Here is a 23,224-nt window from a genome sequence, read left to right on the forward strand (position 1 = left end):
TCGATCCGTGCTCAGGTGACGATGAGCGGTTCACCGGCGGTGAACCGGTCCAGCGGCTCGGCGATGCTCAGCCGCGACGGCGGGTGGAAGGCCAGCGCCCGGCAGCCCGCGTACCGCTGGGCGGACGAGCCGGTGAGGAAGGCGACGCCGCCCAGCAGTTCGGTGGCCGCCGCCGAGACCCGCTCGATGGCCCGCTGCGTCGCGAACCGCACGTGCAGTGCCCGCGCGACGGTGTCGGCCTCGCTGCCGCCGTTCATGATCTCGGTGGCGACGGCCTCGATCGCGGCCATCGCGGCCTCCAGTTCGCCGACCAGCAGCATCCGGTCGGCGGCCGAGCCGCGCCCCTGCTCGAGCACCTCGCGCACCAGCCCGCTCGCCATGCCCAGGTAGCAGGCCGACACGAGCAGCTCGAAGGTGAGCCAGCCCGCGGTGAGCGCGGCGTTGAGCCGGTCGGTGCGGCCGAAGAACGACACCGCCTCGTCCGGGATCTCGACACCGGTGAGCACCACCTCCTCGGTTTCCGAGGCGGGGAAGACCGGCGCGCCCGTCAGCGTCCGCACCGCGAGTCCCGGGCTGTCGGCGGGCACCACCACGAGCGCCAGTTCCGGCTCGTCGGCGCCGTCCGGGGTGAGCAGCACGCTGGCGGTGAGGATGTCCATCGAGCGGGCCAGGCTGCACGGCTTCTTGCTGCCGTCCAGCCGCCACCCGCCCGGGATCCGGGTGCCGCGCAGCTTCGGCGCGATCACGCTCGCGCCCGGCACGCCCTCGGCGAACGCCGAGGCGAGGTAGAGGTTTCCGGCGGCCACCATGCCGAGCATCGCCTCGGTGCCGGGCCCCTCCGGGATGGCGGCGACCGTGCACGAGTGCATGTTCACCGCGATGGCCAGCGAGGGCGAGTGGCTGCCGAGCAGCCGGTGGATCTGGGCGGCCTCCCACAGCGTGGCGCCGAGGCCACCGGCCTCCTTGGCGATCAGCAGGCCGGGCCCGCCGTATTCCTTGAACAGCGCCAGGCCGGGGCTGTCCGGCGATTCCAGGACCGGCAGCGGCACCTCGCGCAGCCGGGCATCGAGACCGGGCACGAACCGCTGCGCGGTCTCGAGCTCACGGGACATGAAACGCATTGCGTCCTCCGCAATTTCGGCCACTCCACAGGGCGGGAGCGGTCAGAGCACGAACAGGTTGTCGGCGAGCATCTCGTCGAGGCTCTTGTCGAAGGCGTGCGCGACCTGATCGAGATCCTCGGTCGTGTGCGCGGCGCTGATGAGGAAACTGTGCAGTTCCGGCAGGTACACCTGGTGCTTGCGCATGTAGTACGCCAGCGCGATGGTGGCCTTGAAGTTGCTGCCCGCCATCCGGTCCCGGTACAGGCCGGCGGCGCGGTGACTGAAGTTCAGCGAGAAGATGGACCGGGAGGCGTTGATGCGGCAGGCGATCTCGCGCTGGGCGGTCGCCTCGCGCAGCATCCCGGCCAGGCGCTGGGTGTTCGACTCGAGCTCGTCGTAGATCTCCCGGTGCGCGTCGAGATGGCGCAGCACCGCGAGCCCGGCCGCGCAGGTCAACGAGTTGCCGCTGAGCGTGCCGCCGGCGAACACCTTGTTCTCGTAGTCGTAGAACGGATCCTGCGAGCTCTTGGCGGTGTCGATCAGCTCCGCCCGGCCCACCACCGCACCGCACGGCAGGCCCCCGCCGATCACCTTGCCCAGGCAGGTCAGGTCCGGGTGCACGTCGGCGAGCACCTGCACACCGCCGTAGGCCACCCGGAAGCCGCTGACCACCTCGTCGAAGATCAGCGGGATGTCCAGCTCGGTGCACAGCCCCCGCAGCGCGGTCAGGAACTCGACGTTCAGCGCCACCACCGAGGTCGGCATCGGTTCGAGGATCACGCAGGCCAGCTCGTCGGCATGCTCGCGGATCCTGGCCAGCCCGTCGAGGTCGCCGTACTGCATCACCACCGTGTTGGCGACCGTCGCCGGGTCGACGCCCTGCGAGCCCGCGACCGGGTCGGGACGGTGCCGGTCGCCGGAGAAGCGGAACCAGGAGCTGACCATGCCCTGATCGGAGAAGCCGTGGTAGTGGCCCTCGAACTTGGCCACCGTGGCCCGCCTGCGGTAACCGCGCGCCATCCGGATCGCGAACAGGATCGCCTCGGTGCCGGAATTGCACAGCACGGCCTTGTCCGCGGCCGGGAAAGCCCGCACCAGCTGCTCGGCCAGTTCGATCTCGCCGGGATTGCCGATGCCGTTGACCAACCCGCGCCGCACCCCGGTCGTGATCGCCTCGGTGATCGCCGGATGCCCGTAGCCCAGCAGGTGCGGACCGTAGCCGCCGGACAGGTCCAGGTAGTCGTTGCCGTCGAAGTCACGCACCCGCCCGCCCGCGGCGGACTCCACGAACACGGGGAAGCCGCTGGGGAAGAAATAGCGGTCGATGTGGGTGGGTGCCACCAGCGTCGCCTGGGCGCGGTCGCGCAACCGCAGCGAGGTCGGCATCTGCTCGGCGAAACCGGCGGCGAAGCGGGCCTCCACCTCGGCGCTCATGTAAGGCGAGTACCGGTCGGTGAACCGCCGGGCGTTGGCCCAGATGTCGATGTCGGGATCGATCTGGGAGGCGAACCCCTCACAGGACAGGAAGACCAGTTCCACCTTGGTGAAGTTGGTGGTGTAGCGCGAGTCGTACTTGCGCAGCACCGCGCTGACGTCGTTGAAGTAGGAGATCGTCGACCACTGGCTCGAACTGATGTCGAAGTGGTAGCGCAGCACCTCGGCCATCTCCGCGTCGTAGGCGGCGCGGTTGCGGTGCAGCTTCTCGTCGGCCAGCACGAAATACCGGGTGAACCGGTCGATGGCGTTGTGCCACTCCTTGCGGGTGCAGGCGTAGTAGAACGAGGACAGGCCCCACTTCTCGTCCTCGGTCAGCTCCACGGTCACGCCGTAGTCCAGCAGGATCAATTCGCCCGTGGGACCGAACATCACGTTGCCCGGGTGCGGGTCGCCGTGGCACACCCCGTGCATGTACAGCATGGTGTAGATGACGTCCTGCAGCCGCCGGGCCAGCTGGTCGCGCGGGAACCCGACCTCCTCGACCCGCTTGCCGGGGATGCCGTCCATGAACTGCATCACCAGCATCCGGCTGGTCACCAGCTCGTCGAGCACCGCAGGCACCGTGACGTAGGGGTGCCCGGCGAAGTTGGCGTGGATGCGCCGCTGCTGGGCGGCTTCGTGCGTCATGTCGGCCTGCGGGCGCAGCAGCCGCGCGATCTCGTCGAAGCGGGTGGCCACATCGAGTTCGCGCAGCCGCGGCGTGGCCCGGTTGAGCAGCCGCAGCAGGGTGGCGATGGACTTCAGGCTCTCCTCGATCTGTTCGGGCACGCCGTCCTTGACCAGCTTCACCGCCACCTTGCGCCCGTCGAGCAGTTCGGCCACGTGCACCTGCGCCACCGAAGCGCTGGCGACCGGTTCGGCGTCGAAGCGGCGGAACACCTGGGTCAGCGGCCTGCCCAGTTCCCGCTCGACGGCGCGCCTGCTCTGCGCGGCGGTCATGTGCGGGGTCTGGTCCTGCAGCACCCGCAGCGTCGACACCCAGTCCGGGCCGAACAGATCCGAGCGGGTCGCCGCGATCTGGCCCATCTTGATGTAGATCGGGCCCATCCGCACCAGGAAGTCGAGGACGGCCTCCGCGCGGCGGCGGTCCCGGCTCGCGGGATCGCGGTCGCGCAGTGCGGCCAGCGAGTACTCGGCGGCGCCGCGCGCGGAGAGCACGCCCGCGCGGGCGAGGTGTTTCAACATCGGGTCACCTGTTCTGCTCGGCCGTCAGAGAACGAAAGAGAAAGCGGCGAAGGACATTCCGGCGCTGCCCACCCAGCCGACCGCGCGTTCGCCCGGTGCCAGCACGCCCAGCTCGAGCGCCGAGGCGATCGCCGCGGGCACCGAGGCCGACACGACGTTGCCGGTGCGTTCGAAGACGTGGTGGATCGCGTGGCCCAGCCCGGCCTTGTCGGCCATGCCCTGCCAGTAGCGCTGGCTGGAGGCGTGGGTGAACAGTGCCGCCACCTCGCCGACGGGCGGGTCGAGCCGCTCGAACACCGCGTGCGCGTCGGCGGCGCCCTGCTCGTGCATCTCGAACCCGTAGGAGGTGAAGAATCCGACGCCGTTGGCGGCCAGCTTGTCCGAGGGATCGCAGTAGCCGTCGTAGCCGTCCAGGGTGACATTGCACAGCGGCGCGAGGTCCGGTCGCGAGGCGAACTCGAACCGCCACGGCTCGTTGTCCTCGGCGGTGAGCACCGTCGCGGTGGCCGCCTCGCCGAGGGTGTAGGCGGGGAAGACCGATTCCAGCGCGCCGACCTCGGGGATGCGGAACAGGTGCGGGAACACCACGCCGCCCGAGCGCAGGTTGCATTCGGCGTTGACGATCATCGCGGTGCGGTGCGTGCCCGACCGGAACAGCGCGTCGGTCACCTGCACCGCGCGGGTCCAGCTCATGCAGGCGTCGAGGATGTCGAAGCAGTGCGCGTTGCGCAGGCCGAGCGCGGCCGCCGAGTGGTAGGCGCCGCCGGGCTCGATGAAGCCGCGGCCGATGCCGGTGTAGATCAGCAGGTCCACGTCCTCGGGCCGCACCTCGGCGCGGTCGAGCGCGGTGTTCGCGGCGCGGCGCAGCAGGTCGATGGGCCGCTCCCCCGCGTCGAGCCAGCGCCGCTCCCGTGAGCCCGCGTAGCGCAGGTAGTAGTCCACCTTGCGCAGGGCGGCGTCGAGATCGCCCTCGAAGTGGCCCGCGCTGTGCTCGCCGATCCAGCCGACGATGTCGTCGTTGGTGACCACCCGCGCGGGCAGTTCCGCCACAGCCGAACGAATTCTCATGTCACTGCGCTCCTACGCCGGTGGGGTCTTCGGTGGGGGTCGCGGCGGGCTCGGCGGCGCCGGGCACCAGGAAACCGGCGATCACCTCGACCATTTCGTCGATCGATGGGGCGTCCCACATCAGTTCCGGCGGGAACCGCTTGCCCGACCAGGTCTCGAGCCGCTCGTGCAGGTCCATCTGGTCGACCGAGCCGAAACCGTTCTCGATGAGTGAGCGGGAGGTGCGGACGCGGCCCGCTTCGGCGCCGAGATTGGCGGTGATCCACTCGCTCACCTGGGTGGCCAGCCCCTGCCGGACCAGCTCCCGCATCGACGGCATGCCGCCGCCCGTGGGCGCCGCGCCGCCGGTGGTCTCCTCGGTGATCGTCACCATGCCCTCCCATCGGTGGATCTCCTGCAACGAGCCGGCCAGGAAGTCGGCCTTGCACTGTTGGCGGCGCAACTTGCCGCTGGTGGTGCGCGGGATCGTGCCCGCGGCGATGAGCACGATCGCGGCGGGCGCGACGGCGTGCTTGCGCGAGACCGCGGTGTGCATGACGGTGACGAGTTCCGCCGGCGCGCGGGTGGTGTCGGGCCGGTACTCGGCGACGAGCACCAGGTTCTCCTGCCCGTCCCGCTCGACCGAGAACGCGATCACCGCGCCGGCCCGCAGCGCCTCGTCGCTACCGACCACGGTGGCCTCGAGATCCTCGAGGTAGTAGTTGACACCGTTGACGATCATCAGGTTCTTCACCCGGCCGCAGATGAAAAGCTCACCCTCGTGGACGAATCCGAGGTCGCCGGTGCGCAGATAGGTGCGGCCCGAGTCGTCGCCGGCGATGCGGGCGCGGAAGGTCTGCTCGCTGTCCTCGGGCCGGTTCCAGTAGCCGGGCGCCACGATCGGCCCGCTCACCCAGATCTCGCCCAGTTCGTCGTCACCGACCCGGCGTCCGGTCTCGGGCTCGACGATGGCGACCTCGGTCTCCAGCACCGTGCCACCGCAGCCGACCAGCTCGGTGGAGCCGTGCTCGGCGGTGCTCGGCACGATCTTGCGCCTGCCCAGCGCGGCATCGTCCAGCCGGACGGTGCGGTAGCGGCGGTCCGGGGTGCCCGAGCAGACCTTGAGGGTGGCCTCGGCCAGCCCGTAGCCCGGCGACAGCGCGGTGGGGGCCAGGCCGTGCGGAGCGAAGGTCTTCTCGAACCGTTCCAGTGTGCCGAGGCGGACCGGCTCGGCGCCGTTGGACACCAACCGCCAGCTGGCCAGGTCGAGCTCGGCACGTTCGGCGGGGGTGATCTTGTCCACGCACAGATCGAAAGCGAAATTCGGTGCGCCGCTGTGCGTTCCGCGATACTCGGTGACCGCCGCGAGCCAGCGGAACGGATTCTTGACGAAGGTCGACGGCGCCATCAGCACCGCGCCGCCACCGACGTACACCGGCATCAACACGCTGCTGACCTGGCCGAAGTCGTGGAAGTGCGGCAGCCAGGACACCACGACGCTGGTGGCGTCGACCTCCCAGGAAAAGGCGAGTTCGCGCACCTGCTGTAACGCCATCGCGTGATCGATGATCACGCCTTTCGGGGTGGACGTGGAGCCCGACGTATATTGCAGATAGGCGATCTGCGACCCGTCTATTTCCGGCGGTTCGAATTCTACCGGCAGGTCGTCGGTATATTCCGTCGAAACTCTCGGCAAACGGGAGACAAACAGATCTCCGGACAGATTCGCCATTTCCGCGAGCACCTCGGGGGTGCTGACGACGGCGGCCGCCGCACAATCTCGCGCCACGGCCTCGACATGGTTCACCCGATTTCGCTGCGGCGGAAAGAGCGGCACCGCGACGAGCCCGGCATACAGACAGGCATAGAACGAGACAACGTAGTCCAAGCCGGGGGGATGCAGCAGAAGAACCCGGTCTCCGAGCTTGAAATCCCTGGTCAGACGCGCCGCGAGGGCTTCGGCCCTGCGGTGCAGGTCGCCGTAGTCCAGCGCCTGCGCCTGCCTGCCCGCATCGTCGAGAAATACGAAGGCGATATCGTCGGATTTCTCGCTCGCACGTACACGGAGAAGTTCGTTCCAATTGCCGAACGAAAACTCGGAGGAATTAGGTGAACAACACATGAGCACCCCAAGAAGATTCGCTCGCCCCGCGCCGCGGACAGCAGAAACAACCGCAGTGGATATCGCCTCGTCCTTGAAGCCTGCGGGGCTCGGAGAAACTGGAATTGATGCGGGGCTGTGGCCGAGATTAGCCGATATCCGATGTCACGGTCAACCATTCTCGACAGAAATGCGCCCGTATGACATCCATGTTAACTGGGACAGGTTGCAGATTCTGGAGTGCATGTTTCATGGTGCGAGCGTGCGCGGTGCACGCCTCACGTCACGGCGACACCCACCGCGCCGCCGGGGCTCGGGCTGTCCGAGCCGGCCGCGGTGCTCGCCGCCGGCACCGTGCGCTCGACCACCGTCGTCCGCGCGGCACTGGACGGCACCGAGGCGAGCCTGCCCACGTTCGACGCGTTCCCGGGGTGGTGCGGCGCGTCGCCGCGCTGGCGACACCGACCGCCGGTGTGCGGCTGCCGCCGCCCGGCGTGCCCGTCGCGATCGAGGGCGACAGCGACATCGCCCGGGCGCCCACCGCTTTCGGTTGCGGCTCACTTCCCGGCCGCGACCGCCGACGCCGAGGCGGTGTGGCGGCTGCGCGCTCGGCGGGCGTTGCGGGCGGCGCCGTCCCCGGCCGAGCGCTCTTCACCGCGGCCTGTCGTACACGTGGTCCTGGACCGTGCTCGGCCGAGCCGAGCGTGAACGTCCGGGCGGGCGGTCGCACCTCCGCCGCTGTCACCGCCGAACACACGGCGATGTCGACGACAGTGGCGTGCCGCTCGGCGCGCAGCTGATGGGCCCGCCGTCCGAGCCGCTGCCGGTCGCCCTGGCCGCGCAGCCGGAGTCGGAACCGGGCTGGGAGCGCGACCGGCCCACCCGGTGGTGGTGACCGGGATCGCTCAGCCGGGCGGGTCGGCCCAGTCCTCGAGCGCGCTGCCGGTACCGGCCGGGCACCCGTCGCCCTGCGCACGCGGCAACATCACCAGGCACCGCTGCGGCCCCGTCTGGCCGACCGACTCGGTGACCAGCACCGCGATCGAGGAACCGTCGGCCACCCGCGACGCGCCGAAACCCAGTGTCCCGGTGATGCCCTGATAGTCGCGCTCGCGCAACTGCATCGCGATCGCGGTGCGATTCGGCGGCAGATCGGTGTGCCTGCCCGCGCGGACCGCCGCCAGGAACAACCCGCTCACGTCGAAGGCCAGACCCGTCCGGTCCCCCGCCCACGACGGGCGGTAGTCGGCCAGCTCGGGGTAGCGGCGCAGATCCTCGATCAGGCCGGGCAGCTCCCGGCACAGCTGTTCGTACTCGATCGGCACCGGCTGATCGCCCAGCTCCGCGACGCCGGTGATGCACCGCGCACCGCCGAGCAGCACCGGCGCGGCCTTGGCGACGTAACGCACGGTGAGGTTGGCGGGCAGCGCCGCCGTCGCGCGCGGGTCGGTGATGACCCGGGTGAGGGTGTCGTTGCCGAGGATGGCCGGGGCCTGACCGGTGAGACAGCCGCGGCTCACCGAGCGGGCGAACGTCGGGAAGTCCTCGTTGCGCCCGGCGTAGAACAGCAGCGTGCCCGGATCGAAATCGTCCGTCTCGCACGGCGCCGGGAAACGGTTCAGCTCCTGCTGGATCCGCCAGGTGTGGGCGTCGTAGTCGATCGCGCGCCGGGCCAGCTCGGACTTCAGGTCCGCCACCAACGTGGTGACGTAGATGTCCTCGGCCGCCTCCGGGTGGTACACGCTCACCCGCCGGTAGCGCGGCTGCCCGGCCTGCGCCGACCCGGCCGGATGGCGCGCGCCCTGCACGTAGTCGGCGATCAGCCTGGCCTGGGTGGCATTGCTCGGCGCGGCCTGGAAATACAGCGGAGACGCCTCGGCCAGTCCGTCGGCGGACAGCGTCGTCGCGACCACGGGCACGCCGAACTCGCCGAGTCTGCCGATCGCGCGGCGGGTCTCAGCATTGCTGCGGTCCAACCCGATCACGCCGAGCACCCCGGGATCGTCGGCGATCAGCCCGCGCAGCTGATGGTCGACCACCCACGTGGCGTGCTGCATGTCCGAGCCGCCGTTGGCCACGATCACCCGCAGCAGCGGCTCGGATTCGTCGGAGGCCAGCAGGGCACGACGCTGCTGCACCGCCAGCCCCGCCAGCTCCTCCACCTGCGCGTGCGGATAACGCACGTTGGTGTCGGTGTAGCTGAGCCCGGAGAAGTAGACCAGCGAAACCAGCGGCCTGCGCGGATTGTCCCGGCGCGCCACCGCGGCGCGGGCGTTGAGCCGGAACACCTCCCGCTGCATCGCGGCCAGCTCGGGATCGTCGGTGAACACCTGATCGGCGTTGTCGCTGTAGCCCACGCACTCCTCGCCGCGCAGCTGCACCGCGATCCCCGAGGTCCACGGCCAGTGCGCGCACGGTGCCCCGCGCAGCGGCGGCACATACACCAGCGCCGCCGCCACCAGCAGCGCCACCGGCACCAGCACCGACATCGCCACGAACCACCGCCGAGCGGCCAGCGGCGGCGCGGGCGGCACCGCCAGATGCGCGTACCCGGGGTCGCGCACCCGACCGTTCAGCGGATCGGGCAGGCGCACCCGCAGCGGCAGGAACCAGGCGTAGGATAGCCGGTTCGTGCGCATGTTCTCGATGTTGCGCAGCCAGCGCTGCAGCGGATCCGGCTCCTGCTCCGCGTACGGGCGATCGACCAGGCTCTCCAGGGTGTCCAGATGCGCCAGGTCCCCGACCCGGGCCAGGTCCCGCACCGGCGGCCGCGCGGGCGGGGTGTCCAGGCAGGCCAGTACGACCAGCGGATCGAACTGTCCGGTCTCGTTGCGGATGTCGTTGATCCAGCCGAGCAGGCGCGCGCCCGCGCTGCCCTCGGCCACCGGGCCGAGCAGCGCCACCGGATAGGCGGTGCGCCGCCAGCCGGACGGGCGCCAGATGTGCCGTCGATAGGCGTCGCGCAGATCCTCCAGGAAGGCGTGCACCAGCAGCTTCGCCAGCTGCTCCTCGTTCTCGTCGCTGCGCCGCGACGCGGTCAACCTGGTCGCGAAACCCAGGAAGGAGTCGGACAGCTCCGGAGCGAGGTAGCGCTGGTGCATGAACCAGCGCGTCACCTTCGACATGCCGGGGATACGCCCGCTGATCCACAACCACAGCCGCAGCACCGGCCACAACGCGAACACCGCGAACACCGTGCGCGACACGATGTCGCCCGCCGCCGCCTCGCCCGCGTCGGTGGCCGAGGCCGCCGGTGAACCGCTGCGCAGCAGGCGCGGCAACCGGGCCCGCAACTCCACCGCCGCCTCGGTCTCGTCACTGGTCACCCGCTGTCGGGTCAGCCAGTCGGCGGTGCGGTAGCGCGGGAACTTGATCGGGCCCATGGCCGTGTCGTCGGTCGAGAACCCCTCCACCAACCGTTGCAGGATCGGCAGGCAGTGGCCGGCGATCTCCTCGCCGGTGGCGTTGGGGTCCGGCGCCAGCGCGTCAGGCGGCAGGTCGGCGGCCGAAAGGTCCACCCGCGCACGGGGAGTCGCGCGCCGCCCGCCGGATTCTCCGAGCCACCGGTAGATCTCGACCAGCAGCGGCCCGGTGGCCGGGGTACCGACCAGCCCGACGATCGGACGCGGCAACGGCCGCCTGCGCCGGATCATGGTGCGCAGGACGCGGGGCCTGGCGTCCGGGACGTTCAGCGCGCGCACCAGTTCGAGCAGCTTGCCGATGTCGTTCGCCTCGGGCACTCGACGGCCTCCCCCGGAAATGTGTCTGGCGGGCGGGACCGCGATCCCGCGCGTAGGGGGACTGTACCGGGCGCGCTTCCGCGAGGACAGCCGGATCGGCCCGGACGTCACTGGGCCGTAATGCTTTCCGCGTCCTCAGAAGCCCAGCTTGCCCAGCTGTTTCGGGTCGCGCTGCCAGTCCTTGGCGACCTTCACGTGCAGGTGCAGATAGATCCGCACACCCAGGATGTGCTCGATCTGCTTGCGGGCGTTGGTGCCCACCTCTTTCAACCGCGATCCGCCCTTGCCGATGACGATGGCCTTCTGACTCGGCCGCTCCACATACAGCAAGGCGTGCACGTCGAGCATGTCGGGGTTCTCCTCGCGCGGGAGCACCTCCTCGATCACCACCGCCAGCGAATGCGGCAGCTCGTCGCGCACACCCTCGAGCGCGGCCTCGCGGATCAGCTCGGCCATGAGCGTCTCCTCGGGCTCGTCGGTGAGCTCCCCGTCGGGGTAGAACGCCGGGCCCTCGGGCATCTTCGCCGCGATCACGTCGACCAGCACCTCGACCTGCTCGCCCCGCACCGCCGACACCGGCACCACCTCGGCCTGCGGGCCCAGCAGCTCCGAGACCGCGAGCAGCTGCTCGGCGACCTGCTGTCGGCCCACCTTGTCGATCTTGGTGACCACGCCGAGCAGCGTCGTCTTCGGCGCCATCTGCTTGACCTGCTGCACGATCCACCGGTCGCCCGGGCCGATCTTCTCGTCGGCCGGGATGCAGATCGCGATCACGTCGACCTCGGAATAGGTGTCGCGCACCAGGTCGTTGAGCCGCTGGCCGAGCAGCGTGCGCGGCCGGTGCAGGCCCGGGGTGTCGACCAGGATGAGCTGCGCGTGCTCGCGGTGCACGATGCCGCGGATGGTGTGGCGGGTCGTCTGCGGGCGCGAGGAGGTGATCGCGATCTTCGCACCGACCAGCGCATTGGTCAGCGTCGACTTGCCGGTGTTCGGCCTGCCGACGAAACAGACGAAACCGGAACGGAATCCGGCGTCCGCGCCCCGCTCAGCCACCCTGCACCTCGGCGCCTGCCGCGTCGTCGACGATGTCGAAGACCGCGCCCGCCTTGTCGGTGAAGATGATCCTGGCCGCGCCGGACACCTCACGCACCGCCGTCACGCCGGGGTCGGAGAACTTGCCGCCCACCACCACCGCCGCCTCGAATCCCTCGGCGCCACTGGAGATCGCGGCCGCGACCGCGGCCTGCAGCGCGGTCAGGCGCAGCGCGGCGAGATCCACCTCGCCCGCCGCGTAGGTGCGGCCGTCGGTGTCGCGCACCGCCGCGCCCGCGGTACCGCCGGTGCGGCCCAGCGCACCACGGGCCAGCACCACCAGCTTGGTGTCCTCGGCGTCCAGTTCGGTCATTCGGTGTCTCCGTCCTCGTTCGTTTCCGCGGGCACATCCCGCTGCGAGCCGTTGCCCTTGCGGCGGCCGTTGGTCCTGGCCGCGGCCTCGACGATCTCGGGCGGCTCCTCGGCCTTGCGCACCAGCACGGTGTGCACCCGCATCCGGCCGCGCGCATCGGGTCCGCCCTCACCGCGCAGCACCAGCCCGTACGCCTCGACCTTGGAGCCGGGCAGCGGCACCCGGCCCAGTTCGTGGGCGAGCAGCCCGCCCACGGTGTCGACGTCCTCGTCCTCGATCTCCATGCCGTAGAGCTCCCCGAGATCCTCCACCGACAGCCGGGCCGACACCCGGTAGCTGCCGTCCCCCAGATCCTCCACCGGCGCGATCTCGTCGGTGTCGTATTCGTCGGCGATCTCGCCGACGATCTCCTCGAGCACGTCCTCGATGGTGACCAGGCCCGCGATGCCGCCGTACTCGTCCACCAGCAGGGCCATGTGGTTGCGCCGGCGCTGCATCTCGTCCAGCAGCGCGTCCAGCGGCTTGGAGTCGGGCATGAACACCGCCGGGCGCATCACCTCGCGCACCCGCACCTGCCTGCCGCGATCGGCGTAGGGCACCAGATCCTTGAGGTAGACCACGCCGAGGATGTCGTCGACGTTCTCGCCGATCACCGGAATACGGGAGTGCCCCGAGCGCACCGCCAGCGACAGCGCCTGCGCCGCGGTCTTGTCCGCCTCGATCCACACCATCTCGGTGCGCGGCACCATCACCGCCCTGGCCGCGGTGTCGCCGAGTTCGAAGACCGACTGGATCATCCGGCGTTCCTCGTCGGCGACCACCCCGCGCTCGCTCGCCATCTCCACGACCTCGCGCAGCTCGATCTCCGAGGCGAACGGGCCGTTGCGGAAGCCCTTACCGGGGGTGATGGCGTTACCGAGCAGGATCAACAGCCTGCTGATGGGGCCGAGCAGCGCACCGATCACCTGGAGCGGCACCGCGGCGGCCAGCGCCAGCGAATAGGCGTGCTGGCGGCCGAGGGTGCGCGGGCCGACACCGATCACCACGTAGTCGACGAGCACCATGATCGCGGCGGTGACCAGCAACGCCACGGTGTCGGACCAGATGTCCATCAGGGCCGCGGCCAGCAGCACGGTGGCGCCGATCTCGCACGAGATCCGCAGCAGCACCATGAGGTTCACGTAGCGGGCGCGGTCGGCCACGATCTGGCTCAGCCGCACGGCGCCGGGACGGTCGGCGCGCACCATGTCGCCCAGGCGGGCCAGTGAGATGGTGTTGAGCGCGGAGTCGATGCCGGCGAAGAGTCCGCCGATCGGCACCAGCAGCACCGCGAGCAGGATGAGGGTCGGTGAACTCACGCCGGGCCCAGCGCGTCACCCGGCGCGGTGAATCCCGCCTTGCCGAGCAGCCGGGCGTCGCGCTCGGCGAGTTCGGCGCGGCGGCGTGCCTCGCGCAGACTCTCGTACCATTCCTCGAGCAGCCGCGCCTGCAGCGCGAACATCTCCTTCTCCTCCTCCGGCTCGGCGTGGTCGTAGCCGAGCAGGTGCAGGACGCCGTGCACGGTGAGCAGGGCGAGTTCGTGTTCGAGCGAATGCCCGGCCTTGTGCGCCTGGTCGGCGGCGAACTCCGGACACAGCACGATGTCGCCGAGCATCGACGGGCCCGGCTCCGGGCTGTCCGGGCGGCCGCCGGGCTCGAGCTCGTCCATCGGAAACGACATCACGTCGGTCGGCCCGGGCAGATCCATCCACCGCATGTGCAGATCGGCCATGGTGTCGAGATCCACCAGCACCATCGACAGTTCCGCGGCCGGATGCACGTCCATCCGGCCGATGACGAACCGCGCGACGCTGACCAGGTCTTCTTCGGGTACGTCGATCCCCGACTCGTTGGCGATCTCGATGCTCACGTGAACAGGGTATTCGGTGCGGCCGGTCCGGGTCCGCCCGGCTCGCGGGCCGGGGGCGGACGCCGGGCGGCATCGATCAGCGGCGCTCGCGCCCCGCGGCCCGCCGCTGCGCGCGGTTGCCCGGATAGTGCGGCCCGACCTGCGGGCGACTGGTCGCCTCGAAGCGGTCGTAGGCATCGACGATGTCGGACACCAGCCGGTGCCGCACCACGTCGCTGCTGGTGAGTTCGGCGAAGTGGATGTCCTCGATCTCGGTGAGGATCTCCGTCGCCGCCCGCAAGCCCGACCGCGCCCCGCTGGGCAGATCGACCTGCGTGACGTCACCGGTGACCACGATCTTCGAGCCGAACCCCAACCGCGTCAGGAACATCTTCATCTGCTCGGCCGTGGTGTTCTGCGCCTCGTCCAGAATGATGAAGGAGTCATTGAGGGTGTTGTGGGTCAGCAGGAAGTCCTCGGTGACGTACAGCGAGTCCGGTGCGGCCACGCGAATGCACACGGCTTCCTCGGTGCCGACCTCTTCGATGGTGTCGATGAAGCGCATCGGCCGCCCGGCACCGTACCGGGCGTACTTCTCGGCCTTCCGTGCCAGGCGGAACGGCGCGATGCCCTCGGGCAGGCGAATGTCCAGGCAGTGCGCGTCGTAGCGATGGTGAACGGCACGCCCGCGCGCCGTACCGGGCTCGCGCCGGTCTGCAGGGCGGATGCGCGTGTTCACGATGCCGCCGAGCGATTGGACGAGGAACACCACGTCGTCACGCAGTTGTTCCGAGACCGTCGTGAACTGGACGCGGCAGGTTCGCCCCGCCTGCGTCACCGGGCCGCCGTCGGCGTCCAACAGGCCCTGCAGCACGCCCAGCCGAACCACCGCGCTGTTGTAGAGGTAGTCGGCGGGGACGAATTTCGTGTTCGACCGCGACCCGTCCAGTCCGAGCTCGCGCATGACCGTGGTCACCGGGTTCGCGATGGTGACGCTGTCGCCCGCCGCCTTGACGCGGTTGATGACGTAATCGGGACCGGACTTGTGGCGAAGTACCACGCCCGGAATCGCCTGTTCGAGGGCACGGGCCAGCTCCGGGTCTTCGGTTGCGAAGGCCGGGGTGGTCGTCCCGGTGAGACAGCCGTCGCCCAGCAGCAGACCGAGCGCGTAGGGGTCCATCGGCACCGGGCGTGCCGGGAAGTCGACCGGGGCACTCAGCAACGGCAATTCGTAGCGGTGGTGGTGCGCCGCCCGCAGGTTGCCGATCATCTCCTTCGTCTGGAGCACGCGGGCGGGCTTGCCGCGGCGTCGATCATCGCGCGTGTACACCGACCACAGGTGATCTCCCGAGGCCAGCGTCGAGGCGCCGTCCTGGGTGGTGACCCGGTAGATCTCCTTGAAGCCCTGCGGGTAGACACCGAGGACCTCGGTGGGGCGGCCGTTCGATCCGATGACCTGGTCGCCCACCAGGAGGTCGCCGATCGGCCGGAAGCCGGAGGGCGTGAGTACCCTGGTGTGCAGCGGCTGCGCGCGACCACGCATGTACGCCAGGGGGGCGACTTCGATGACGCCGGCGGCCATGAGCTTGGGGATGGCCTCGGGGTCCATCATGTCGTGCAGGGCGTCGTAGAGGGGGCGCAGGTAGGGGTCGATCTTCTCGTTGAGCGTGCCGGGCAGGAAGCCGAGGCGCTCGCCCGCCTCGACCGCCGGGCGGGTGAGGATGATCCGGTTGACCTGCTTGGATTGCAGCGCCTGCACGGCCTTCGCCATCGCCAGGTAGGTCTTGCCGGTGCCCGCGGGGCCGATACCGAACACGATGGTGTTGGCGTCGATGGCGTCGACGTACCGCTTCTGGTTCAGCGTCTTGGGCCGGATGGTCTTGCCGCGCCGGGACAGGATGTCCAGGCTCAGTACCTCGGCGGGCGACTCGGAGGAGCCCTCGGTGAGCATGGACACCGTGTGCCGCACGGCCTCGGGCGTGATCACCCGGTTGCGGCCGGTGAGCGCGACGAGCTGCTCGATGACCCGCTCGGCCAGCGCGACCTCGGCCGCCTTGCCGGTGAGGGTGACCGAATTGCCGCGAACGTGGATGTCGGCGGCGAGGAGGCGTTCGAGTTCGCGCAGGTTCTCGTCGGCGGAGCCGAGGAACGGGAAAACGGATTCGGGGGCGAGCTCGATGCTGGAACGGACGGTCCGTGCTGCGGGGCCCGTACCATCGCCTGCACCGATGCCGGTCACGGGGTTGGTCGGGTCGCCGATCTCACCATGGGTTCGCAAAAGTGATTAAGCCCGCTTTCCGGTCTCGACAGTAGTTCCGCGCCGAACAGCGACCCGAGAAACCGGCTCCGACGAGCGGCTTCGAGAACTGTTCACCGATACTCGAAGTTTAACGCGGCCCACCGACACCCGACAGGGATTATCCGGGCGGTGCCGGTCACGGCCGGGTCGACGCCGCGCCCAGCCCGCCCACCGCTCGCGGCACCTCCGGGTGGACTACCGACCGATCCCCAGCGCCCGTGCCGCGCGCGCCATGAGCTGGGACATACGCGCGGGGAACGAATCGGGCGCGGGCACCGTCACCGGCCGCACCCGGCCGTTGTGGATCGCGGCGATCTTCCAGCCCGCGCCGGTGCGCAACACGACCAGCGTCTGGCGCGACAGCCTGCGTTTCGGGAGCCGGGAGCGCCACGGCATCAGCACCGACCCCGTGCCGTGCGCGACGGCGACGTCGTCGGTCACGTACCGGATCGATTCGAGGTCGCCGACCAAGGCCGATCCGGCCAGCACACCGCGGAAGAGCTGGTCGTGATTGCGCTGGTGGGTCGCGCGGCCGCGGGCCAGCGTGCCGTCGTAGGACACGTAGTCGGAGTCCTCGGTGAACAGTGCGCCGAACGCGTCCGCGTCATTGGCAGTCCAGGCACGCAACATGTCGTGGAACAGCGCTCCGATCGCGGCGTCGTCGGAGGCGCGGTCGAGGCTGGCGTCGGTGTGCATCGGTATCTCCTGCTATTATTCGATGATCGAACAATACACTAGCAGAAAGTTTCGAATGTCGAAAGATCATCTGATCGCCGAGATCGGCAGGCAACTCCGCCTCCTGCAACGCAGCTTCGACACCTTCGACGAGGCGGCGGCGGCGCATCTGCGGCTGAACCGCACCGATCTGCGTTGCCTGGACGTGGTGTCGGGATCGGACTCGTCGACTCCGGGGGAACTGGCCAAGGAGCTGAAGCTCAGCCCGGCCGCCACGACCACCGTGATCGACCGGTTGGTGCGGGCCGGGCTCGTGACGCGGGCGCCGGACCCGGCCAACCGTCGCAGGGTGTTGGTCGCGCCCACCGACGCCGCCCGTGCGGCCGCCACGGAGATCTTCGAGCCGGTGGCGGTCGCGGGCGCCGAGGCGCTGGCGCGTTACGACACCGACCAGCTCGCGGTCGTGCTCGACTTCCTGCACACCGCCCTGGACGTCCACCACGACCAGACGATGCGCCTGGTCGCACGGCAGGCGCCACCCGGCGCCGACGACACCCGGCAATGACACCGACCGGACGCGAGTGTCGTCGCGCCGCAAAGCCTCGGGCGGTCCGCCGAGCAGTCCACCCGCCGACCCGCCCTCACCAGCGCGGGGTCAGCGCTCCCAGTGCGCCGAGGGCGACCGCCGCGGCGGTGGAGGTGCGCAGGACGGTCGGCCCGAGCAGCGTGACCTGAGCGCCCGCCGCGGCCAACGCGTCGAGTTCGCCGTCGTCGAGGCCGCCCTCCGGGCCGACGATCAACACCACCCGCGACGCCCCGGCGAAGGACAGCTCGGTGAACTTCGCGGTGCCGGACTCGTGCAACGCCGCCACCACCGCGCCCTCGGCCCGCACGCCGCGCACCAGGTCGAGCACGTCGCGGGTGCGATGCAGGTCGGCGACCTCGGGAATGTAGGCGCGGCGGGACTGCCGCGCCGCCGAACGCGCCGCCGAACGCCACTTCTCGACCCCCTTGGCGGCCTTGCCCTCCCAGTTCGCCACGCACCGGGCAGCCTGCCACGGCACGATCGCGTCGGCACCCGCCTCGGTCATAAGGTCGACGGCCAGTTCCGAGCGGTCCGATTTCGGCAGTGCCTGCACGACGGTGACCTCCGGTGCCGGCCGCGGCGCGACGGTGCGCTCCAGCACCCGCAGTTCCAGCCGATCGCGCTGGGCGGCAACCACTTCGGAGGCGGCCAGCAGGCCGCGCCCGTCCGACAGGGTGATCGGCTCGCCGACCCGGGTGCGGCGCACGGTCGCGGCGTGCCGCCCCTCGGGGCCGTCCAGCACCGCCACCCGGCCGGGCTCGGGAATGTCGTCCAGGTAGAAGACCGTGGCGGCCAACGGATCAGCGTCCGCTGAACGAGGCCCGCAGCCGGGCGAACAGGCCGCTGTTGTGCTCGGACTGCGCCGACATCACCTCGGCACGGTCGCGGTCGCGCAGCGCCTTGTACTTGCGCAGCAGGTCGGTCTGCTTGCCGTCCAGCTTGGTGGGGATGACGATGTCCAGGTGCGCGAGCAGGTCGCCGCGCACACCGGAACGCAGCTTCGGCATGCCGTGCCCGCGCAGCACCGACACCTCGCCGGGCTGCGTGCCCGGCGGGATGGTCAGTTCGGTGGGGCCGTCGAGGATGGTGTCGATGACGACGGTGGTGCCCAGTGCCGCGTCGACCATCGGCACCCGGATGGTGCAGTGCAGGTCGTCGCCGTCGCGGACGAACACGTCGTGCGGCTGCTCGACGATCTCCACGTACAGGTCACCGGGCGGGCCGCCGCCGGGGCCGACCTCGCCCTGCGCCGCCAGCCGCACCCGCATGCCGTTGGCGACACCGGCGGGGATCGGCGCGGCGATCTCGCGCCGCGCCCGCACCCGGCCGTCGCCGCCGCACTTGTGGCAGGGATCGGGGATGGTCTCCCCGGCGCCGCGACAGGTGGGGCAGGGCCGGGAGGTGAGCACCTGGCCGAGGAAGGAGCGCTGCACCGACTGCACTTCGCCCGCGCCGCCGCAGGTCTCGCAGCGGACCGGCTTGGAGTTGCCGTGGGTGCCGGAGCCGTGACACGCGTCGCAGAGCACCGCGGTGTCGACGGTGAGGTGCTTGGTGACGCCGACCGCGCACTCGGCGAGGCTGAGCCGGGTCCGCAGCAGCGAATCCGCGCCGGGCTGCACGCGGCCGCGCGGCTTGCGCTGCCCGCCGCCCGCGCCGCTCATCCCGCCGAAGAACGCCTCGAACACGTCGCCGAGGCCGCCGAAGCCGGCACCGGAGAAGCCGCCGGCGCCGCCGCCGGACTCGAGCGGGTCGCCGCCCATGTCGACGATCCGGCGCTTCTCCGGATCGGAGAGCACCTCGTAGGCGGTCGACACTTCCTTGAACCTGGCCTGCGCCGCCTCATCCGGGTTGACATCCGGATGGAGCTCGCGCGCCAGCTTCCGGTAGGCGCGCTTGATCTCCTGGTCGGTCGCGTTCCTCGCGACGCCGAGCAGTCCGTAGTAGTCCCGTGCCACTTGAGTTCTCTAGTCCTTGGGTCGCTGTCACTCGCTGCCCCCACCGAATGCCGGTAGCAGCATAAGTCGGATGCACTCAACTTTATCCGGCCAGGAGTTCGAGCGTAGCAGCGCCGTGGGCGGGCACCGGTCTCAGCGCTCGGCCAGGACCTCGCCGATGTAGCGCGCCACCGTCGCCACCGAGGCGATGGTGCCCGGGTAGTCCATCCGGGTGGGCCCGAGCACGCCCATGCCGCCCAGCACCGAGCCGGACACGCCGTAGCCGGTGGTCACGACCGAGGCGCTGCGCATCTCCTCGACCTGGGTCTCCTCGCCGATCCGCACCGTCACGGTGCCCGGCCGCTGCGCCGCGGCCAGCAGCTTGAGCACCACGACCTGTTCCTCGAGCGCCTCGAGCACCTGCCGCAGGGAGCCGGGCAGGCCGAAGTCGGCGGCGTTGCGCGTCAGGTTCGCGGTGCCGCCGAGCACCAGCCGCTCCTCGGGATGCTCGACGAGGGTCTCCACCAGCACGGTGGACACCCGGATCAGGACGTCGCGCAGCTGTTGCGGCGCGCTCTCCGGCAGTTCGGCGACCGCGGCGGAGGCGGCGGCGAGCCGCTTGCCGTCCATGGCCGCGCCGAGCAGCGCGCGCAGGGCCGACAGGTCGTCGTCGTCGACCACCGCGCCCAGTTCCACGATCCGCTGATCGACCCGTCCGGTATCGGTGATGACCACCAGCAGCAGCCGCGCCGGGTTGAGCGCCACCACCTCGATGTGGCGCACCGTCGAGGCCGACACCGTCGGATACTGCACGACCGCGACCTGTCTGGTCAGCTGGGCGAGCAGGCGGACACCGCGGCGCAGCACGTCGTCGAGGTCGACACCGGATTCGAGGAACTGCAGGATCGCCCGGCGCTCGGCCGCCGAGAGCGGCTTCACCTCCGAGATCCGGTCCACGAACTGCCGGTAGCCCTTGTCCGTCGGGATCCGGCCGGAACTGGTGTGTGGCTGGGTGATGTACCCCTCGGCCTCCAGCACCGCCATGTCGTTGCGGACCGTCGCGCTGGACACACCAAGGTTGTGCCGTTCGACCAACGTCTTGGAACCGATCGGCTCCTTGGTCGCCACATAGTCCGCGACGATCGCGCGAAGGACCTCGAAGCGCCGATCCTCGGTGCTCGACGACATCGGCCCCACCTCCTCGCTCCTGTAAGTACGTCGCAGGCCCGCCGACGTACCGAGCCCGCGACGACTCACCGCGGTGACCCGGTCGTCTGAGTATCCAGTCTAATTGCCCGCACGCCAATTGCCCGGCGACGCGGGCGTACCGGTGATACCCCGGATCAGCCCCTCCCCGTGGTGAGTTGGGTCACTGTCCGGCGAGCTTGCCCGCCTGCGCGTCCAGCCCCAGCATCGCCAGCAGCGATTCGCAGTCCGCCGCGTCCTGCGCGTGCCCGGCGACCGTCCGGGCCGCCACCGCCCGCTTCTGCGCCAACGCCACCTTCTCGGCCGCGCGCATCTCGGCGAATTCGTACTGCTCGGGCACCAGTTGTGCGCGTCGTGTCTCGGCCAATGCGACTCCTCAGGGTTGCCCGGAGCCTACCTGGTCACCAGCCCAGGGCAATACCTGACAATCGATCGTCCGGGCTCACTCCACCAGCCGGCGGACGACGGCGTCGGCGAGGAGGCGGCCGCGGTCGGTGAGGACGAGGTGGGTGGGGGTGCGGGTGGCCAGGCCGTCGGCGACGACGCGGTCGAGGGCGGGGGCGGCGGCGGGGGCGAGGTCGGCCAGGGGCAGGCCGGTGCGCAGGCGGACGGTGAGCATGACCCGCTCGAGGTAGCGCTCGTCGTCGGTGAGGGCTTCCCACCCTGCGGCGGGCAGGCCGCCGCGGGCGACCCGCTCGGCGTAACGGGCGGGGTGTTTGACGTTCCACCAGCGCACGCCGCCGAGGTGGCTGTGCGCGCCGGGGCCCGCGCCGAGCCAGTCGCCGCCGTCCCAGTACCCGAGGTTGTGCCGGCAGCGGGCGGATTCGGTTGCCGCCCAGTTGGATACCTCGTACCACGTCAGCCCGGCGGCGGTGAGCCTGCGGTCGATGCGCTCGTAGCGGGCGGCCAGCACGTCCTCGTCGGGGGCGGGCAGTTCCCCGCGCCGGACCCGCCGGGCCAGCGCGGTGCCGTCCTCCACGATCAGCGAGTAGGCCGAGACGTGATCGACGCCCGCGGCCAGCACGGCGTCGAGGGTGGCGTCGAGGTCGGCGTCGGTCTCGCCGGGGGTGCCGTAGATGAGGTCGAGATTGACGTGCTCGAAGCCGGCCGCCCGCGCCTCCCGCGCCGCGGCGACCGCGCGGCCGGGGGTGTGTGTGCGGTCGAGCACGGCCAGCACGTGCTGTGCCGCGGACTGCATGCCGAGCGAGATCCGGGTGTAGCCGGCCTCGCGGAGCCGCTCGAAGAACCGCGGCGAGGTCGACTCGGGATTGGACTCGGTGGTGATCTCGGCGTCGGCGGCGACGGTGAAGTTCGCCCGCACGGCGTCGAGCACCTCGGCCAGCCCCTCGCCGCCGAGCAACGAGGGCGTGCCGCCGCCGACGAACACGGTGGCGACCGGCGGGACGGGGCTCGGCAGCCGCGCGAACTGCGCTGCCGCCGTGGCGAGTTCACCGCGCAGCGCCGCCAGCCAGGACTGCGGCGAGGCCGAGGTGCCCAGTTCGCCCGCGGTGTAGGTGTTGAAGTCGCAATACCCGCAGCGAGTGGCGCAGAACGGCACGTGGACGTAGATGCCGAACGGCCCGCCGCCGAAATCGCGCAGCGCGGGCGCGTCGGCGTCGGGCTGCGTCGGGGATGCGGCGACCGGACTCACCCCTCCAGTGTGCCCGGCCCCGCGCACCGGGCCCGCGCGCGGTCGCACGCCGGTGAACGCGGTCACTCCGCGACGACCGGCGTGTTCTGGTTGGCGGTGAGCAACCAGCGCCCGTCCTCCTTGGTGAGCACGTACATCGGCGTCCCCGCGCTCGCCGGCGCGCCGTCGGCGTCGAAGTAGCGTTGGCGCACCTTCACCGCGGCCACGTCCGGGCGCAGGAACAGCACCCGCTCGATCTCGTAGGTGGCCGATCCGTGTGCGGTGGCGCCGGGTAGCACTCGCGCGGTGAATTCGGCGATCGCGTCGCGGCCGAACAGCCGCTTGCCGTGCCCGGTGGTCCAGATGGCGTCGGGGCGGAACTGCCCGACGAACGCGCCGACGTCCTCGGCGGCCTGGGCCCGGTCCACGGCCGCCACCACCTCGCGCAGGGCGGCGAGTTCGGCGTCGGGGTCGGCGGGCAGGTACTGCGGCAGGTTCGCGTCGATGATCATGTCCTCAGCGTGCAACCTCGAGCGGGCTCGAGGTCAACGGCCGCCGGGCGAAACGGACAGATCCCCTCCGCGGCGCGGCGGCGGACCTATGACGGCCGTCACACTCGAGCCGTTGAATCCAGGGGATTTCCCGCGATTTCACGGAAAATGCTGGTACCGGGGTTAGAACGGGCCACCGTACATGGCACAATGGGCGTCATGCGCGCATCAGGAGTTCGACTTGTGGCCCGTCGCCACGTCGACTACAAGCGCGTCTGCAGCGCCCGCTGTCTGCCCGGTTCGCACCGGTAGAGCAGCGACGCGTCACGTCCCCGGGTCTCGAACGATCCGTCCGAGCGCAGCCTGTCGCTGATACCGCGGCGCGGGTCAGCCCCTCGCGCCCTCAGCACGGATGTACCACCCACCCAGCAGGAGCG

Annotated in this window: 18 protein-coding genes; 1 reads left to right on the forward strand and 17 read right to left on the reverse strand. The window is 70.6% G+C overall.

Features of this window, described 5'->3' with window-relative positions; all coding sequences use genetic code 11:
- Positions 1 to 11: 11 nt before the first annotated feature.
- From AMO33_RS13090 to AMO33_RS13140, 11 genes are all read right to left on the reverse strand, one after another.
- Entirely contained in the window at positions 12 to 1,121 is a 1,110-nt protein-coding gene (locus AMO33_RS13090; RefSeq protein WP_060592780.1) for an acyl-CoA dehydrogenase family protein, read from the reverse strand.
- A 42-nt stretch (positions 1,122 to 1,163) separates the two neighbouring features.
- Positions 1,164 to 3,785 (reverse strand): aminotransferase class III-fold pyridoxal phosphate-dependent enzyme, encoded by a 2,622-nt coding sequence (locus AMO33_RS13095; RefSeq protein WP_060592781.1) that lies wholly within the window; start codon positions 3,783 to 3,785, stop codon positions 1,164 to 1,166.
- A 24-nt stretch (positions 3,786 to 3,809) separates the two neighbouring features.
- Positions 3,810 to 4,853 (reverse strand): 3-oxoacyl-[acyl-carrier-protein] synthase III C-terminal domain-containing protein, encoded by a 1,044-nt coding sequence (locus tag AMO33_RS13100; protein ID WP_060592782.1) that lies wholly within the window; start codon positions 4,851 to 4,853, stop codon positions 3,810 to 3,812.
- A gap of 1 nt (position 4,854) precedes the next feature.
- Positions 4,855 to 6,954, reverse strand: coding sequence for an AMP-binding protein (locus tag AMO33_RS13105; protein ID WP_076573569.1), 2,100 nt, complete (start codon positions 6,952 to 6,954; stop codon positions 4,855 to 4,857).
- Between the two features lie 884 nt (positions 6,955 to 7,838).
- Positions 7,839 to 10,673 (reverse strand): type 1 periplasmic-binding domain-containing protein, encoded by a 2,835-nt coding sequence (locus AMO33_RS13110; protein ID WP_060592784.1) that lies wholly within the window; start codon positions 10,671 to 10,673, stop codon positions 7,839 to 7,841.
- Between the two features lie 135 nt (positions 10,674 to 10,808).
- The gene (era, locus tag AMO33_RS13115) at positions 10,809 to 11,726 is read right to left on the reverse strand and encodes a GTPase Era (protein ID WP_060592785.1); all 918 of its coding nucleotides are present in this window, start codon (positions 11,724 to 11,726) and stop codon (positions 10,809 to 10,811) included.
- Complete coding sequence (locus tag AMO33_RS13120; RefSeq protein ID WP_011207965.1) at positions 11,719 to 12,078, reverse strand: cytidine/deoxycytidylate deaminase family protein; 360 nt, start codon at positions 12,076 to 12,078, stop codon at positions 11,719 to 11,721. Before AMO33_RS13120 ends, era begins: the two co-directional genes overlap by 8 nt.
- Complete coding sequence (locus AMO33_RS13125; RefSeq protein ID WP_060592786.1) at positions 12,075 to 13,436, reverse strand: hemolysin family protein; 1,362 nt, start codon at positions 13,434 to 13,436, stop codon at positions 12,075 to 12,077. Before AMO33_RS13125 ends, AMO33_RS13120 begins: the two co-directional genes overlap by 4 nt.
- Complete coding sequence (ybeY, locus tag AMO33_RS13130) at positions 13,433 to 13,987, reverse strand: rRNA maturation RNase YbeY (RefSeq protein WP_011207963.1); 555 nt, start codon at positions 13,985 to 13,987, stop codon at positions 13,433 to 13,435. Before ybeY ends, AMO33_RS13125 begins: the two co-directional genes overlap by 4 nt.
- 76 nt (positions 13,988 to 14,063) lie before the next feature.
- Positions 14,064 to 16,205 carry a PhoH family protein gene (locus tag AMO33_RS33105; protein WP_107103122.1) on the reverse strand — a complete coding sequence of 714 codons (2,142 nt, stop codon included), beginning with the start codon at positions 16,203 to 16,205 and terminating at the stop codon, positions 14,064 to 14,066.
- 255 nt (positions 16,206 to 16,460) lie between these two features.
- Positions 16,461 to 16,961 (reverse strand): SgcJ/EcaC family oxidoreductase, encoded by a 501-nt coding sequence (locus AMO33_RS13140; RefSeq protein ID WP_060592787.1) that lies wholly within the window; start codon positions 16,959 to 16,961, stop codon positions 16,461 to 16,463.
- Positions 16,962 to 17,016: 55 nt separating this feature from the next.
- Between AMO33_RS13140 and AMO33_RS13145 the strand changes: the two genes are divergently transcribed.
- The gene (locus AMO33_RS13145) at positions 17,017 to 17,505 is read left to right on the forward strand and encodes a MarR family winged helix-turn-helix transcriptional regulator (protein WP_060592788.1); all 489 of its coding nucleotides are present in this window, start codon (positions 17,017 to 17,019) and stop codon (positions 17,503 to 17,505) included.
- A 76-nt stretch (positions 17,506 to 17,581) separates the two neighbouring features.
- On the opposite strand, the gene AMO33_RS13150 is transcribed toward AMO33_RS13145, so the two are convergent.
- The 6 genes from AMO33_RS13150 to AMO33_RS13170 all read right to left on the reverse strand — a co-directional run bounded on the left by AMO33_RS13150 (position 17,582) and on the right by AMO33_RS13170 (position 22,808).
- Positions 17,582 to 18,322: a 16S rRNA (uracil(1498)-N(3))-methyltransferase gene (locus tag AMO33_RS13150; protein WP_060592789.1), complete on the reverse strand. Its 741-nt coding sequence runs from the start codon at positions 18,320 to 18,322 to the stop codon at positions 17,582 to 17,584.
- A gap of 4 nt (positions 18,323 to 18,326) precedes the next feature.
- The gene (dnaJ, locus tag AMO33_RS13155) at positions 18,327 to 19,481 is read right to left on the reverse strand and encodes a molecular chaperone DnaJ (protein WP_060592790.1); all 1,155 of its coding nucleotides are present in this window, start codon (positions 19,479 to 19,481) and stop codon (positions 18,327 to 18,329) included.
- 132 nt (positions 19,482 to 19,613) lie between these two features.
- Positions 19,614 to 20,648, reverse strand: a complete 1,035-nt coding sequence (gene hrcA, locus AMO33_RS13160; RefSeq protein ID WP_060592791.1) for a heat-inducible transcriptional repressor HrcA — start codon at positions 20,646 to 20,648, stop codon at positions 19,614 to 19,616.
- 181 nt (positions 20,649 to 20,829) lie between these two features.
- Positions 20,830 to 21,033: a hypothetical protein gene (locus AMO33_RS31475; protein WP_011207954.1), complete on the reverse strand. Its 204-nt coding sequence runs from the start codon at positions 21,031 to 21,033 to the stop codon at positions 20,830 to 20,832.
- A 75-nt stretch (positions 21,034 to 21,108) separates the two neighbouring features.
- The gene (gene hemW / locus AMO33_RS13165) at positions 21,109 to 22,317 is read right to left on the reverse strand and encodes a radical SAM family heme chaperone HemW (protein ID WP_060593467.1); all 1,209 of its coding nucleotides are present in this window, start codon (positions 22,315 to 22,317) and stop codon (positions 21,109 to 21,111) included.
- Between the two features lie 62 nt (positions 22,318 to 22,379).
- Complete coding sequence (locus tag AMO33_RS13170; RefSeq protein WP_060592792.1) at positions 22,380 to 22,808, reverse strand: SgcJ/EcaC family oxidoreductase; 429 nt, start codon at positions 22,806 to 22,808, stop codon at positions 22,380 to 22,382.
- Positions 22,809 to 23,224: the final 416 nt, after the last annotated feature.

The sequence above is a fragment of the Nocardia farcinica genome, from assembly GCF_001182745.1.
Taxonomy (GTDB): domain Bacteria; phylum Actinomycetota; class Actinomycetes; order Mycobacteriales; family Mycobacteriaceae; genus Nocardia; species Nocardia farcinica.

Coding starts and splice junctions, on each gene's coding strand:
- AMO33_RS13095 (WP_060592781.1), bottom strand. CDS start 3,785: ATGTTGAAACACCTCGCCCGCGCGGGCGTGCTCTCCGCGCGCGGCGCC.
- hrcA (WP_060592791.1), bottom strand. CDS start 20,648: ATGTCGTCGAGCACCGAGGATCGGCGCTTCGAGGTCCTTCGCGCGATC.
- AMO33_RS13090 (WP_060592780.1), bottom strand. CDS start 1,121: ATGCGTTTCATGTCCCGTGAGCTCGAGACCGCGCAGCGGTTCGTGCCC.
- AMO33_RS13100 (WP_060592782.1), bottom strand. CDS start 4,853: ATGAGAATTCGTTCGGCTGTGGCGGAACTGCCCGCGCGGGTGGTCACC.
- AMO33_RS13145 (WP_060592788.1), top strand. CDS start 17,017: ATGTCGAAAGATCATCTGATCGCCGAGATCGGCAGGCAACTCCGCCTC.
- AMO33_RS13120 (WP_011207965.1), bottom strand. CDS start 12,078: ATGACCGAACTGGACGCCGAGGACACCAAGCTGGTGGTGCTGGCCCGT.
- AMO33_RS13105 (WP_076573569.1), bottom strand. CDS start 6,954: ATGTGTTGTTCACCTAATTCCTCCGAGTTTTCGTTCGGCAATTGGAAC.
- AMO33_RS13140 (WP_060592787.1), bottom strand. CDS start 16,961: ATGCACACCGACGCCAGCCTCGACCGCGCCTCCGACGACGCCGCGATC.
- AMO33_RS13170 (WP_060592792.1), bottom strand. CDS start 22,808: ATGATCATCGACGCGAACCTGCCGCAGTACCTGCCCGCCGACCCCGAC.